The organism is Acidovorax sp. SRI_002, assembly GCF_057586455.1.
The window spans coordinates 199412-213206 of record NZ_JBYCZW010000008.1; the positions used below are offsets into that span (position 1 = coordinate 199412).

The 13795-nt window shown below is 66.2% G+C and carries 12 protein-coding genes; 6 read left to right on the forward strand and 6 right to left on the reverse strand.

All coding sequences use genetic code 11. The features are described 5' to 3' along the window. Positions 1–136 precede the first annotated feature (136 nt). On the forward strand, positions 137–982 hold the full coding sequence (gene proC / locus AC2YJX_RS21935) for a pyrroline-5-carboxylate reductase (protein ID WP_218301476.1): 846 nt from the start codon (positions 137–139) through the stop codon (positions 980–982). Between the two features lie 30 nt (positions 983–1012). Continuing rightward, positions 1013–1660, forward strand: a complete 648-nt coding sequence (locus AC2YJX_RS21940) for an AraC family transcriptional regulator (RefSeq protein ID WP_487257257.1) — start codon at positions 1013–1015, stop codon at positions 1658–1660. Here AC2YJX_RS21940 and AC2YJX_RS21945 read toward each other — a convergent pair. Next, a complete protein-coding gene (locus tag AC2YJX_RS21945) occupies positions 1635–2003 on the reverse strand; it encodes a DUF1801 domain-containing protein (RefSeq protein WP_218301474.1) in 369 nt (122 codons plus the stop codon). The two genes, AC2YJX_RS21940 and AC2YJX_RS21945, sit on opposite strands and share 26 nt — an antisense overlap. 140 nt (positions 2004–2143) lie before the next feature. Further along, entirely contained in the window at positions 2144–3040 is an 897-nt protein-coding gene (gene ubiA / locus AC2YJX_RS21950) for a 4-hydroxybenzoate octaprenyltransferase (RefSeq protein WP_487257258.1), read from the reverse strand. A gap of 195 nt (positions 3041–3235) precedes the next feature. On the opposite strand from ubiA, the gene AC2YJX_RS21955 reads away from it, so the two are divergent. Genes AC2YJX_RS21955 through AC2YJX_RS21970 form a run of 4 tightly spaced genes read left to right on the forward strand, consistent with a single transcriptional unit; the run spans position 3236 to position 9321 of the window. Further along, on the forward strand, positions 3236–6679 hold the full coding sequence (locus AC2YJX_RS21955; protein ID WP_487257259.1) for a response regulator: 3444 nt from the start codon (positions 3236–3238) through the stop codon (positions 6677–6679). 8 nt (positions 6680–6687) lie between these two features. Next, the gene (locus tag AC2YJX_RS21960) at positions 6688–7524 is read left to right on the forward strand and encodes a CheR family methyltransferase (protein WP_487257260.1); all 837 of its coding nucleotides are present in this window, start codon (positions 6688–6690) and stop codon (positions 7522–7524) included. After that, positions 7521–8144, forward strand: a complete 624-nt coding sequence (locus AC2YJX_RS21965) for a chemotaxis protein CheB (RefSeq protein WP_056065346.1) — start codon at positions 7521–7523, stop codon at positions 8142–8144. The genes AC2YJX_RS21960 and AC2YJX_RS21965 overlap by 4 nt, the downstream gene beginning before the upstream one ends. A gap of 52 nt (positions 8145–8196) precedes the next feature. After that, positions 8197–9321 (forward strand): hybrid sensor histidine kinase/response regulator, encoded by a 1125-nt coding sequence (locus tag AC2YJX_RS21970; protein ID WP_487257261.1) that lies wholly within the window; start codon positions 8197–8199, stop codon positions 9319–9321. A gap of 97 nt (positions 9322–9418) precedes the next feature. Here the strand turns inward: AC2YJX_RS21970 and AC2YJX_RS21975 are convergent, their stop codons facing one another. The 4 genes from AC2YJX_RS21975 to recG form a co-directional block, all read right to left on the reverse strand. Beyond that, positions 9419–9787, reverse strand: coding sequence for a response regulator (locus tag AC2YJX_RS21975; RefSeq protein WP_055395642.1), 369 nt, complete (start codon positions 9785–9787; stop codon positions 9419–9421). 170 nt (positions 9788–9957) lie between these two features. Beyond that, positions 9958–10458: a Dps family protein gene (locus tag AC2YJX_RS21980; protein ID WP_055395640.1), complete on the reverse strand. Its 501-nt coding sequence runs from the start codon at positions 10456–10458 to the stop codon at positions 9958–9960. A gap of 179 nt (positions 10459–10637) precedes the next feature. Continuing rightward, positions 10638–11603 carry a LysR substrate-binding domain-containing protein gene (locus AC2YJX_RS21985; RefSeq protein ID WP_121421399.1) on the reverse strand — a complete coding sequence of 322 codons (966 nt, stop codon included), beginning with the start codon at positions 11601–11603 and terminating at the stop codon, positions 10638–10640. Positions 11604–11624: 21 nt separating this feature from the next. Next, complete coding sequence (gene recG, locus AC2YJX_RS21990) at positions 11625–13781, reverse strand: ATP-dependent DNA helicase RecG (RefSeq protein WP_487257262.1); 2157 nt, start codon at positions 13779–13781, stop codon at positions 11625–11627. Positions 13782–13795 lie beyond the last annotated feature (14 nt).

Below are 13795 nucleotides of genomic sequence, written 5' to 3' on the forward strand. Positions count from 1 at the left end.
GGAGACGCTGCCAGCGCGGCGGGGCGGCCCTTGCGCGGGAGCACTGGCTTTGGCCACGCCGGTTGCACGAGTGTTCGAGCAACTCATAGGTCTAGCGGCGCTACCATCGGCTCTCCCTTTCCAGCCTGCCCGCAAAATGACCTCCCCCGCTCCAGCCACAGCAAACTCCTCCCTTCCCACCATCGCCTTCATCGGCGGCGGCAACATGGCCAGCGCCATCATCGGCGGGCTGATCCGCCAGGGCCACCCGGCCAGCCAGATCGAGGTGGTCGAACCCTGGGCCGATGCGCGCGCTGCGCTGCAAAAGAACTACGGGATCGAAGCCCAGCCTGAAGCGGGCCCTGCCCTGCAGCGCGCCCGCATCGTGGTGTGGGCCGTCAAGCCCCAGACCTTCAAAGATGCCGCCGCGCAGGCAAAAGCTCACACGCAACAGGCCTTGCACCTGAGCGTGGCCGCCGGCATCCGCTCCGACAGCATTGCCCAATGGCTCTCCACCGAGCGCATCGTGCGCACCATGCCCAACACGCCAGCGCTGGTGGGCAAGGGCATGAGCGCGCTGTACGCCCGCCCTGCCGTGGACGCGGCCGAACGCGCACAAGTCGAAGCCATCATGGCGTCCACCGGCGAGTTCCTTTGGGTGGAGTCTGAAAAGCAGCTTGACGCCGTCACCGCCCTGTCGGGCTCTGGCCCCGCCTACGTTTTCTACTTCCTGGAAGCCATGACACGCGCGGGCACCGACATGGGCCTGACCGAGCAGCAGGCGCACCAGTTGGCCGTGGGCACATTTGTCGGCGCATCAGAACTGGCACGCCGCTCCGACGAGCCCCCGGCCGTGCTGCGCCAGCGCGTCACGTCCAAGGGCGGCACGACCTATGCTGCCTTGCAATCCATGGAATCGGCCGGCGTCGCTGCTGCCTTTGAACGCGCCATGGAGGCCGCACGCCAGCGCGCCGATGAACTGGGGAATGAATTCGGGGGGTAGTGCACTGAGTCAGTGCAATCGGTGCTCTCCATGCCCCAGCTCCTGCAGCCCTTTGAAGCCTGGCACCACACATCGGCCTCGGCCGACAGCACGGTGGTGGTTCCTGATGGGTGCCGTGACCTGATCCTGCATGCCCTCCCCCACCAGCCGCCCACCTGGTTTGTGACCGACCTGGCAGACACCACCTACACCGTGTCGGGCATGGTGGGCGAGCGCTACTGGGGATTTCGCATGCAGCCGGGCGCGCAGGTGGATGCCAAGCGCCTGCTGGCCTTGTTGCACAAACGCTCCATGAACGACGCCCACGATGCCCTGCCCCTGCTGCACGACTGCATGGTGCTGGATGCGCGGGTGGCCGATGCGCTGCAAAGCCTGGCGCGCCACAGCCAGGTGGCCCAGGCAGCGCGGCAACTGGGCGTGTCGGAGCGCACCCTGCAGCGGCTGGTGCAGGTCGCCACCGGGCGCCCCCCGGCTTATTGGAAGTGCCTGGCCCGCGTGCGCCGTGCTGCGCAGGCGCTGCCGGAGGCACCCTCGCTCGCGGAGTGCGCAGCGGACCATGGCTACACCGACCAGGCCCACATGACCCGCGAATTTGGGCGCTGGTTGGGCCGCACGCCCGCAGCAGTGGTGGCCTCGCCCCAGTGGCAGGCGGCTATTGGCGCTTCGGGCTATTGCTGAGGGAGCACGCCAATCCCAGGTAGTGGGCCACCTGCTTGGCAGCCAGGTCTTCTGGCGTGTGCAGTTTGATGTGCCTGCGCTGTTTGCCAGCGCCCTCCAGCACCTTGAATTCGTCCGCCAGCTGGGCGCCATCACCGAACTCCAGCGACACATGCTGGGTGTACGCAAACAGGCCGCAAAAAGACGCTGGTGCCGAAAAGAGGATGCCGCCGTATTTGACCTCCTCGCGCACATCCGGCCCCAGGGCAAGAACAAGGGCGCGGGCGCCCTGCAGCACGCTGTATTGATCTGGATGGCGCTGCCGGATGTCCTGCAGCAGTTTATGGACGCGGTCTTCGGCCATGGATGAAGGGGAGCAAAAATGGGTTTGAATGAAAACTGCAGGCGGGCTCGCGGCTTCCAATCAATGTAGCGAATGGCGTGGAAACCGGCTTGTAAAAACCCGCCACAACCATCACAGACAATCCCGGCCGCGCGCCGTAGTCAGCCCGTCAGCCCCAGCCACCGCAGCAGATAGCTGCCCGCAATGCCGGCAAACACCGTGGCGCCCAGCCAGTGGTTGACGCGGAACGCGTTGAAACACCCTTCGCGCGAGCGGGTCCGGATCAGCGTAAAGTGCCACAGCACCTGCGCCAGCGCAACGGCAATTGCTATATAAAATATAGCATTCAGTGCATATGGATAAAGCGCTAGGGCCCAAATAGACAAAAAAAGCAGATAGAACGCCACGATGGCCGGCACATCCCAGCGCCCCAGCGTGATGGCCGAGGTCTTGATGCCGATCTTGAGGTCGTCATCCCGGTCCACCATGGCGTATTCGGTGTCGTAGGCCAGCACCCAGAACAGGTTGCCCAGCCACATCCACCAGGCCACGGCGGGCACGCTGCCCTGCACGGCGGCAAAGGCGATGACGATGCCGAAATTGAACGCAATGCCCAGCACCGCCTGGGGCATGGAAATGATGCGTTTGGTGAACGGGTAGGCAATGGCCACCAGCACGGCGGGCACCGACCAGGCGATGGCGGCCTGGTTGGTGGTGAGCACCAGGCCAAACGACACCAGCGCCAGCACCGCGCCCAGGCTCAGCGCCTCTTTCACCGACACCGCACCGGTCGTGACGGGCCGCTGCGCCGTGCGTTTGACGTGTTTGTCAAAGTCGCGGTCGGCCACGTCGTTCACGCAGCAGCCTGCGCTGCGCATGAGGAAGGTGCCCAGCACAAACACCACCAGCAGGTGCCAGCCCGGAAAGCCGTCGGCTGCAATCCACAGCGCGCTCAGCGTCGGCCACAGGCACACCAGCCAGCCGGCGGGGCGGTCCCAGCGGATCAGGTCGAGATAGAGCGAAAAACGGCTGCGGGGGGAAACAGGGGACGACGACATGATGGGACCATTACAAGAACAGGCTCAGCAGCAAGACGCTGCGGCGGGTGGCGGGCCACGGGCGCACAGAATGTAGCAGCAGCGCCGCGACCGGGACACGCATCACGAGGCCAGGTAACCGCCCCAGCGCGCGCAAAAAACCCGTTAAAGTCTCCGCTCGTTCCCCCAACGTACCGCCCTCTGGGGCACCAACGCATGCCCCATACATCGACCTCCCAGGCCGCCACGCGTTTTGCTGTCCCCCGCGGAATGCTGGTGGGATTTGTGATTGCTGCCCTCGCCACGGTGCTGATCGCGCTGGTGAACTTCCGCACCGCCCAGGTGCGCTCGCACGCTGTGGAAGCCATGGACGAGACCACGGTGACCATGCGCCACCTCAACCTGTTCGTGTCTTCGCTGAAAGACGCCGAGACCGGGCAACGCGGCTATCTGCTGACGGGGGACGACACCTATCTGCAGCCCTACAACCTGTCCCTGGGCGCCATGGAGCGCAACATGGCGCGCCTCAAGGAGCTGACGGACGACAGCGCCGTGCAGCGCCGCCTGGTGCTGCAGATCGACGACCTGCGCCACGAAAAACTGCGCGAGCTGGGCGAGACCATTGAACTGCGCCGCTCGAAGGGCCAGGAAGCCGCCGTGGCCGTGACCCGCAGTGATGCCGGCCGGGTGCTGATGGACCGCATCCGCGACCTGGCGTCGGACCTGTCCACACTGCTGAACCAGCAGCTGGAAAACGAACGCAAGCAATGGGTGGAGGCGGCGGCCATGTCCACCTACTACTCCTGGGGCGGATCGTTCGTGCTGCTGGTGCTCATCTGCCTGTCGGCCGCCGCCAATGCGCGGGAGTACCGCCTCAAGGCCCAGCAGTCGTGGGTGGCGGCCGGCCTCAACGGGCTGAGCCAGCGCATCCAGGGCGACCACCGGCTGGAGGACCTGGGCCAGCTCACGCTCGAATACTTGGCGCAATACCTGCGCGCGGCCGTGGGGGCAGGCTATGTGGCCGACTGCAACGGCGCGCTCACCCTGTTTGGTGGCTACGCCCTGCCCCGCGAACGGCTGGAGCAGCGCCTGCTGCCCGGCGAAGGCCTGGTGGGCCAGGTCGCGCGCTCGCGCCAGATGCTGCATGTGCGCGATGTGCCCGCCGGGCACCTGATGGTGTCGTCCAGCACCGGCCAGTCCGCACCGACCGAGCTGCTGCTGGCGCCCGCAATCGAGAACGGCGAAGTGTTTGCCGTGATCGAACTGGGCTTTCATCGCCCTCTGACCGAGCCTGAGCGCACCCTGATGGAACGCGCCTCGGGCATTCTGGCGGTGGCGATCCGCGCTGGGATTGACCGCAACCGCCTGGAAGCCTTGCTGGAAGAAACCCAGCGCCAGTCCGAAGAGCTGCAGACCCAGCAAGAAGAGCTGCGTGTGAGCAACGAGGAGCTGGAGCAGCAAAGCCGCATCCTGCAAGAGTCGCAGGCCCAGATGGAGGTGCAGCAGACCGAGCTGGAGCAGACCAACGCCCACCTGGAGGCGCAGACCCAGCAGCTGGAATACCAGCGCGAGCAACTGCTGCGCGCCCAAAGCGCCATGACGGACAAGGCGCGCGAACTGGAGCTGGCCAGCCAGTACAAGAGCGAGTTCCTGGCCAACATGAGCCACGAGCTGCGCACACCGCTCAACTCCACCCTGATCCTCGCCAAACTGCTGTCCGACAACAAGCCTGGCAACCTGAGCGCCGAGCAGGTGAAGTACGCGCAGACCATCTACGCGGCGGGCAACGACCTGCTGGCACTCATCAACGACATCCTCGACCTGTCCAAGATCGAGGCTGGCCAGGCCACCGTGTCGGTGGAAACGGTGACGCTGTCCAAGGCCCTGCAAACCCTGATCGACCCGCTGCGCCCGCTGGCGCAAGAGAAGGGCTTGACGCTCACGGCCACCGTCGCCCCCGACGCACCGGCCACGCTGGACACCGACCCGCAGCGCCTGGGGCAGGTGCTCAAGAACCTGCTGTCCAACGCGCTCAAGTTCACCGAGAAGGGCTCGGTGGCGCTGCATGTGTCGCGCAACCCGGACGACACGCTGTCGTTTGCCGTCAAGGACACCGGCATCGGCATTCCGGCGCACCAGCAGGAGCTGATTTTCGAAGCCTTCCGCCAGGCCGATGGCAGCACCCACCGCAAGTACGGCGGCACGGGCCTGGGCCTGTCGATCTCGCGCGATCTGGCGCAGTTGCTGGGCGGATCGATCCACGTGCACAGCACGCCGGGCGAGGGCAGCGTATTCACCCTGATCCTGCCCCAGAAGCTGCTGCCTTCGTCGCCTGAAGCTGAACCCGCAATGCCGCTGGCGGCGCCTGCGCCAGCCCACGCGAAGGCACCGGTCGTCGCACCGGTTCCTTCGGCCCCCGCGTTGCCACCCGTGGCGGCCCCCACCGCACCCGCAGCCCCGCGCCGCGCGAGCGCGCGCAGCATTCTGGTGATTGAGGACGACGTGCGCTTTGCGCAGATCCTGAGCGACCTGGCCGGTGAGATGGACTTTGACTGCCACCTGGCCCACAACGCAGCGGATGGCCTGGCCTACGCCGTACACAGCCTGCCCAGCGCCATCGTGCTGGACGTGAACCTGCCCGACTTCTCGGGCCTGGGCGTGCTCGACCAGCTCAAGCGCAACCCGGCCACGCGCCACATTCCGGTGCACGTGGTCTCGGTGGCCGACTACTCGCAAGAGGCCTTGGGCCGGGGCGCCGTGGGCTACGCCCTCAAGCCCGTCAAGCGCGACGAACTGGTGCATGCCCTGCAGCGGCTGGAAGCCAAGTTCACCCAGAACCTGCGGCGCGTGCTGGTGGTGGAAGACGACGAACGCCAGCGCGAGAGCGTGCGCCACCTGCTCACCAACGACGACGTGGAGATCGTGGGCGCCGGCACGGCAGCCGAGGCGCTGGCGCACCTGCGCGGCTCCACCTTCGACTGCATGGTGATGGACCTCAACCTGCCCGACCTGAGCGGCTACGAATTGCTGCAGCAGATGACGGAGCAGGACGGCGTCTCCTTCCCGCCCGTCATCGTGTACACAGGCCGCGCCCTGTCGCGCGACGAGGAGCAGCAGCTGCGCCGGTTTTCCAAGTCCATCATCATCAAGGACGCCCGCTCCCCCGAGCGGCTGCTCGACGAGGTCACGCTGTTCCTGCACCAGGTGGAGTCGGAGCTGTCGGCAGAGCACCGCCAGATGCTGCAGGTGGCCCGCAACCGCGAGACTGCCCTGGAAGGCCACAACGTGCTGGTGGTGGAAGACGATGTACGCAACGTGTTTGCGCTCTCCAGCATCCTGGAGCCCACCGGCATCCGCGTGGAGATCGCGCGCAACGGCCTGGAGGCCCTGCAGGCGCTGGAACGCGCCGGCAGCGGCGGCCACCCTGCGATTGACCTGGTGCTGATGGACATCATGATGCCGGAGATGGACGGCTACACCGCCATGCGCGAGATCCGCAACCGCCCCGAGTGGCGCCGCCTGCCCATCATCGCGTTGACCGCCAAGGCCATGAAGGACGATCAGGAAAAATGCCTGGCCGCCGGGGCCAATGACTACATCGCCAAACCGCTGGACGTGGAGAAGCTGCTGTCCCTGGTGCGGGTGTGGATGCCCAAGTAGGCCCCGCCATGCCCCATCGCAAGGCCCGCACCGCCGACATCGAGCAGCGCCTGCTGATCGATGCCATCTACCACCGCTACCACTACGACTTCCGGGGCTACGCACAGGCGTCGCTCAAGCGGCGGCTGGCGTCGGCGTTGGTGCAGTTTGACTGCAAGACGCTGTCGCAGCTGCAGGACCGCGTGCTGCACGAACCCGCCGTGTTCCCTGCGCTGCTCGAATACCTCACCGTGCAGGTGAGCGACATGTTCCGCGACCCCAGCTACTTCCAGGCGCTGCGCCAGGAGGTGGTGCCGCTGCTGCGCACCTACCCGTCGCTCAAGATCTGGGTGGCCGGGTGCAGCGCGGGAGAAGAGGTTTATTCGCTGGCCGTCCTGCTGCAGGAAGAAGGCCTGCTGGACCGCACACTGATCTACGCCACGGACATCAACCCGCACGCGCTGCGCGCGGCAGAGTCTGGAGTGTTCGACGTGTCGCGGGTGGCGGCTTTTACCGAGAACCATGCGCGCTCCGGCGCCCGCAGCTCGTTGTCGGACTACTACGCTGCCGGCTATGGCCGCGTGGTGTTCGACAAGGGCTTGCGCGAGCACATGGTGTTCTCTGACCACAGCCTGGCCACCGACAGCGTGTTTGCCGAGGTTCATCTGGTGTCCTGCCGCAATGTGCTCATCTACTTCGAGCGCGACCTGCAAGACCGCGCCCTGGGGCTGTTCCGCGAGTCGCTGTGCCATCGGGGGTTTCTGGGTCTGGGGTCCAAGGAGTCTCTGCGGTTTTCAGCGCACACCGATGCCTTCGAGGACTTTGTGAAGGAAGACCGCATTTACCGCAAAAAGGCCGGGCTGTGAGCACCACCGACCTCGCGCCCAGACCAGCACCTTCCGGGGGCTACGCAGCCATCGTGGTGGGCGGTTCCTCGGGCGGTATCGACGCCTTGCTGGAACTGCTGCCCGCGCTGCCCGCCACGCTGCAGGCGGCTGTGCTAGTGGTGCTGCACCTGCCCCGGGACCGGCGCAGCCTGCTGGTAGATATTTTTCAGCCCCGCTGCGCAATGCCGATGCGCGAGGCTCAGGACAAGGATGCCATCACTCTGGGCTCGGTGAGCTTTGCGCCACCGGACTACCACCTACTGGTCGATGCTGGGCCCCAAGGCCCGCATGTGGGGCTGTCGGTAGACCCTCCCCTGCATTTTTCCCGCCCCTCCATCGACGTGCTGTTCGAATCGGCGGCAGACCACTACGGCCCCCGGCTGGTGGGCGTCCTGCTGTCGGGCGCCAATGAAGACGGTGTGCACGGCCTGCAAGCCATTCAGGCGGGGGGCGGCCTCACCATCGTGCAAGACCCCGCCAGCGCCAGCATGCCCACCATGCCGCAGGCGGCCATCGCGGCCTTGGCGGTTGACCACATCCTGCCCCCTGAAGGCATTGCCAGGCTGCTGGTGGACCTGCACCGCCGCCAGCAGCTTTGATACGGGCATATGCGTCCTTCCTTGAGAACCCCATCCACCCTCCCCACCGCCCATGCCCCAGACCGACCGCACCAAATGCCTGCTCGTTGACGATGTCGAGGAAAACCTGATCGCCCTGGAGGCGCTGCTGCAACGCGACGGGCTGGACATCCTCAAGGCCCAGTCGGGCCCCGAGGCCCTGGAACTGCTGCTGGCGCATGACGACGTGGCCCTGGCCTTGCTGGACGTGCAAATGCCCGAGATGAACGGCTTCGAGCTGGCGGAACTGATCCGGGGCAGCGAGCGCACCCGGCACATTCCGCTCATCTTCATGACGGCGGGCTCACGCGAGCAGAACTGGCAGTTCCGGGGGTACGAAAGCGGGGCGGTGGACTTTCTGTACAAACCCATCGACCCGCACATGCTCACCAACAAGGCGAGCGTGTTCTTTGAACTGCACCGGCGCAAGCAGGCGCTGGCGCACGAGCTGCGCGCGCGCACCGAGGCCTTGCGCATCAACGAAATGTTCATGGCAGTGCTGAGCCACGACCTGCGCACACCACTGCAGTCCATCGTCGCGGCGGCCACCGTGCTCAAGCGCCAGCCGCCCCCCGACAAGGCGGTGCTGATGGCCGACCGGGTGCTGGGCGCCAGCCAGCGCATGGGCCACATGATCGAAGACCTGCTGGACGTGACCCGCATTCGCCAGGCGGGCGGGCTGGCGCTGCAGCTGGGCTCCACCCACATGCAGGCGCTGGTGCAGCGCACGCTGGATGAGGTGGCCACCAGCCACCCGGAACGCTATATCGGGTCCACCCTGCAAGGCGACCTGGCCGGCACCTGGGATGCCGAACGCCTGTGTCAGGTGATCACCAACCTGGTTGGCAACGCCCTGCACCACGGCAGAGTCGACCACCCTGTGCAGATTGCAGTGGACGGTACCAGCCCTGAGGAGGTGAGCATCACGGTGTCCAACGGCGGCACCATTCCCTCTGCGCTGCTGCCGCATTTGTTCGACCCGTTCCGGGGTGGAGAGCGTGAGCCCGGCCGCCACCAAGGGCTGGGGCTGGGGCTCTTCATTGCGCACCAGATCGTGCGGGCCCACCATGGAACCATCGAGGCCCAGTCACTGGACGATGTCACGACCTTTCGGGTGAGACTGCCGCGCCACTCGCCAGTACGCAGCCCCCGCAATTGACTGCGCGCAGCCCAGCACAACAGCGCAGGTCACCACGACCAGGCGGGTGGCGTGATGAAGTAAAGTATGAACAGCGAGCGATCGGCGCTAGCAAGCCTCAGCCGGCGGCTGAAGCCAGCGCTGTCTGGATGGACTCGAGCAGCTGCTCCAGCTCTTCCAGCTCAAAAGGTTTGAGCAATGCGCGCACGTTGGGCCCCCAACTGCGCGGGTGGCTACCCAGCTCGTAGCCGGAGCACAGCACCACCCACCGCTGCGGATCATCCGCCAGCAGCTGGCGGGCCAGTTCCGTGCCCGAAAGGCCGGGCAGGCTGACATCGGTCACCACCACATCAAAGACGTCCCCAGCATCCAGAGCCAGCGCCTCCTCGGCAGTGGCGCAGGGCGTGACCGTCCGGCCTTCACCTTCCATAAGCATGCCGATGGTCTCGCGCAGCTCCGGGTTGTCTTCAACGTACAGGATTCGCATACATCAGAGGGGATTGATACGCCATGCCGCCCTGCGAAGAAGGGAGCATGACCAAAACACGCATCATGCGCAGGCGATGGAACTGCGCCATGTAGGACAAGGCGCTCTTCTTCGCTGTGCAGCAGTGTTCTGCGCCCCTCGGGTAATGCGCGTGGAAGCTGCGAACCCTTTTACTCTTCGAGCAGCGAGCGCAGCATCCACGCCGTCTGCTCGTGCACCGTGAGGCGCTGCGTCAGCAGGTCGGCCGTGGGCTCGTCGCTGGCCTTGTCGGCCAGGGGGAACAGGCTGCGCGCGGTGCGGGCCACGGCCTCATGGCCTTCGACCAGCACGCGCACCATCTCCAGTGCCTTGGGCGGCTTGGCGGGCGCATCGGGCACCGTGGCCAGCTTGCCGAATTCGGCATAGGAGCCCGGCGCCACATGGCCCAGCGAGCGGATGCGCTCGGCAATCGGGTCCACGGCATTCCACAGCTCGGTGTACTGCGCCATGAACATGGTGTGCAGCGTGTTGAACATGGGGCCCGTCACGTTCCAGTGGAAGTTGTGGGTGGTGAGGTACAGCGTGTAGGTGTCGGCCAGCAGGCGCGACAGGCCCTGGGCGATGGCAGCGCGGTCCTTGTCGCTGATGCCGATGTTGATGGTGGGGGCGGTGGTCTTGGAGGCCTTGGCCATGTCATTGCTCCTGAAGTGAAGATGGATTCGACAGCAGATGCCCGCCGACCCGTCGGACCTGGAGGCATCGCACCAAAAACACTGTAGCGCAAGGCCATGACCAGCGAGCCTGACCTGCGTCAGAGCCACACCACGGCAGCAGGACATCGCCCGCCAGCGCGGCGCAGGCCAGGCCGGCCTTATGACAGCCGCTTGACCCCCGGCAGCTCGCAGGCATACACCGCGTTGCGCAATGACGCAATGGCTTCATACCGGGTAAAGCTGCGCCGCCATGCCAGCACCACGCGGCGCATGGGTGGCGGGCCGCCGTCCTCTTCGCGGATGGGCAGGTAGCGGATATAGCTTTCGTCGCTCTTACGGCGGCGTGACACGGTGAGCAGCGCATCGCGCGGCACCGAAAGGCGCGGCACCAGCGTCACGCCCATGCCTGCGGCCACCATGTGCTTGATGGTTTCGAGCGAAGAGCCTTCAAACGACTTGCGGATGCCCTCGGCATTGCTCGCAAAGCGCGCAAATTCGGGGCAGACCTCCAGCACATGGTCGCGAAAACAATGGCCCGCACCCAGCAGCAGCATGGTCTCGCTCTTGAGTTCGGCCGCCGTCACAGACTTCTTCGCCGCCAGCGGGTGCGTGCTGGGCACAGCCGCCATGAAGGGCTCGTCATACAGCGGCGCCATGGCCAGGCCCGTGTCGGGGAAAGGTTCGGCCAGGATGGCGCAGTCGATCTCGCCGGTACGCAGCATCTCCAGCAGCTTGACGGTGAAGTTCTCCTGCAGCATCAGCGGCATCTGCGGCGTGCGCGTGATGGACTGGCGCACCAGCTCGGGCAACAGATAGGGCCCGATGGTGTAGATGACCCCCAGGGTGAGCGGCCCCGCCAGCGGGTCCTTGCCGCGCTTGGCAATCTCCTTGATGGCCGCCGCCTGCTCCAGCACGCTCTGCGCCTGGCGCACGATCTCTTCGCCCAGCGGCGTCACCGAAACCTCACCCGCGCTGCGCTCGAAGAGCTTCACATCCAGCTCTTCTTCCAGCTTCTTGATGGCCACCGACAGTGTGGGCTGCGACACGTAGCAGGCATCGGCCGCATGACCAAAGTGCTTCTCCCGCGCTACGGCAACGATGTACTTGAGTTCGGTGAGGGTCATGGTGTGTTCCAGCAGGCCGTGTCATGCCTTGAGATAGTCGGATTTTCCACCCAACCAGCGCGCGACGTGCTTTGCGGCCAGGTCAGGATACCGGTCCAGCATCTGCGGCGCCAGTTCGCGCGCCCATTCGAGCAGGTGGGTGTCGGTCGCCAGGTCGGCAAAGCGCAGCAGCGCATCCCCCGACTGGCGCGCGCCCAGAAACTCGCCGGGGCCGCGAATCTCCAGATCGCGCCGGGCGATCTCGAAGCCGTCGTTGGTTTCGGCCATCGCGCGCAGGCGCTCCTTGGCGGTTTCGCCCACGCGGCCGCTGTCGTTGGTGGCGTACAGCAGCACACAGGCCGAGGCGGCCGCGCCCCGGCCCACCCGGCCGCGCAGCTGGTGCAGCTGGCTCAGCCCAAAACGCTCGGCATGTTCAATGACCATGAGCGAGGCATTGGGCACGTCCACCCCCACCTCGATCACGGTGGTGCTGACCAGCACGCCCATCTGGCCGCTGGTGAAGAGTGCCATCACGGCCTTCTTCTCGGCCGTGGGCATGCGCGAGTGCAGCAGACCGACCATGCAGCCCGGCAAGGCCTCGCTCAGATCGGCGTGGGTGGCGGTGGCGTTACTCAGATCCAGCGCCTCGCTCTCTTCGATCAGCGGGCACACCCAGTACACCTGCCGCCCGGCCTCTACCTGCGCGCCGATGCGTGCGATCACCTCGTCCTTGCGGCTGTCGGCAATGAGTTTGGTGACGATGGGCGTGCGGCCCGGGGGCAGCTCATCGATGACCGACACATCGAGGTCGGCGTAGTAGCTCATGGCCAGCGTGCGCGGGATAGGGGTGGCACTCATCATGAGCATGTGGGGCTCCATGCCATGGGCAGCGAGTTTCTGCCGCAAGGCAAGCCGCTGCGCCACGCCAAAACGGTGCTGCTCGTCGATGATGGCCAGCGCCAGGTTCTTGAACTGCACCTGCTCCTGGATCACGGCGTGGGTGCCCACCACCAGCGCGGCCTCGCCGCTGGCCACCAGCGCCAGCATGGCGGCGCGGTCCTTTTTCTTTTGCCCGCCCACCAGCCAGGCCACCTTGCGGCCGCGCTCGGCCAGCAGGGGTTCGAGCCAGCCGATCATCTTGGCGAAATGCTGCTCGGCCAGGATTTCGGTCGGCGCCATGAGCGCGCACTGCCAACCCGCGTCCATCGCCAGACAGGCGGCCAGGGCCGAGACCACGGTTTTGCCCGAGCCCACATCGCCCTGCAGCAGCCGATGCATGGGCACCTGGCGGGCCAGGTCGGCGGCAATTTCTTCGCCCACGCGGCGCTGGGCGGGGGTGAGGCTGAAGGGCAGCACGGCCAGCAACTGCTCATGCAGCGGCAAGGCACCGTCTGCGGCTTTTTGGGCGCGCAACACGGGTGCACGCAGCATGTCGCGTGCTCGGCGCGACTGCTGCTGCGACAGCTGCTGGGCCAGCAACTCCTCGGCCTTGAGGCGCTGCCACGCGGGGTGGCTGTGGTCCTCCAGCGTGGACAGCGCCACATCGGGCGTGGGGTGGTGCAAAAAAGTGAGCGCCTCGCGCAGGCTGAATAAGCGCTGGAGGCCATTTTGGCCATAAACCCGAGTCACCGGCGGCTCGGCACCGGGTGGCAGGGTGTCTGACAAGTCCACCCGCGTCAGCGCGCCCACCACCGCACGGCGCAGGTAGGGCTGGGGCAAACCGGCGGTGGTGGGGTAGACGGGCGTCAACGCCGCAGGCAGCTCGCCGCCCGCCACGCGGAACGCCGGGTGCATCATCTGCCGCCCCCAGAAGCCGCCCTTGATCTCACCCCGGATGCGCAGGCGCGCACCCACGGCCAGGGTTTTCTGGTGCGAGGGGTAGAAGCTGAAGAAGCGCAGCTCGCACGAGCCGGTGTCGTCCTCCACCTGCACCAGCAGCTGGCGGCGCGGCCGTAGCTGAATTTCGCTCGCAGTCACCGTGGCTTCGATCTGCACCATCTGCCCGTCGCGCGCATTGGCCAGCGGGGTGATGCGGGTTTCATCCTCGTAGCGCAGGGGCAGGTGCAGGGCGAGGTCGATGTCACGTTGGAGCCCCAGCTTTTGCAGCGCCTTTTGCGCTACCGACGCGCCGCCTTTGGCCGCAGCAGGGGCTGCCGAAGCCTTGGCGCTAAGGGAAACTCTGGGGGCTGCGGCGGGCATGTAGCGGGTTCTGC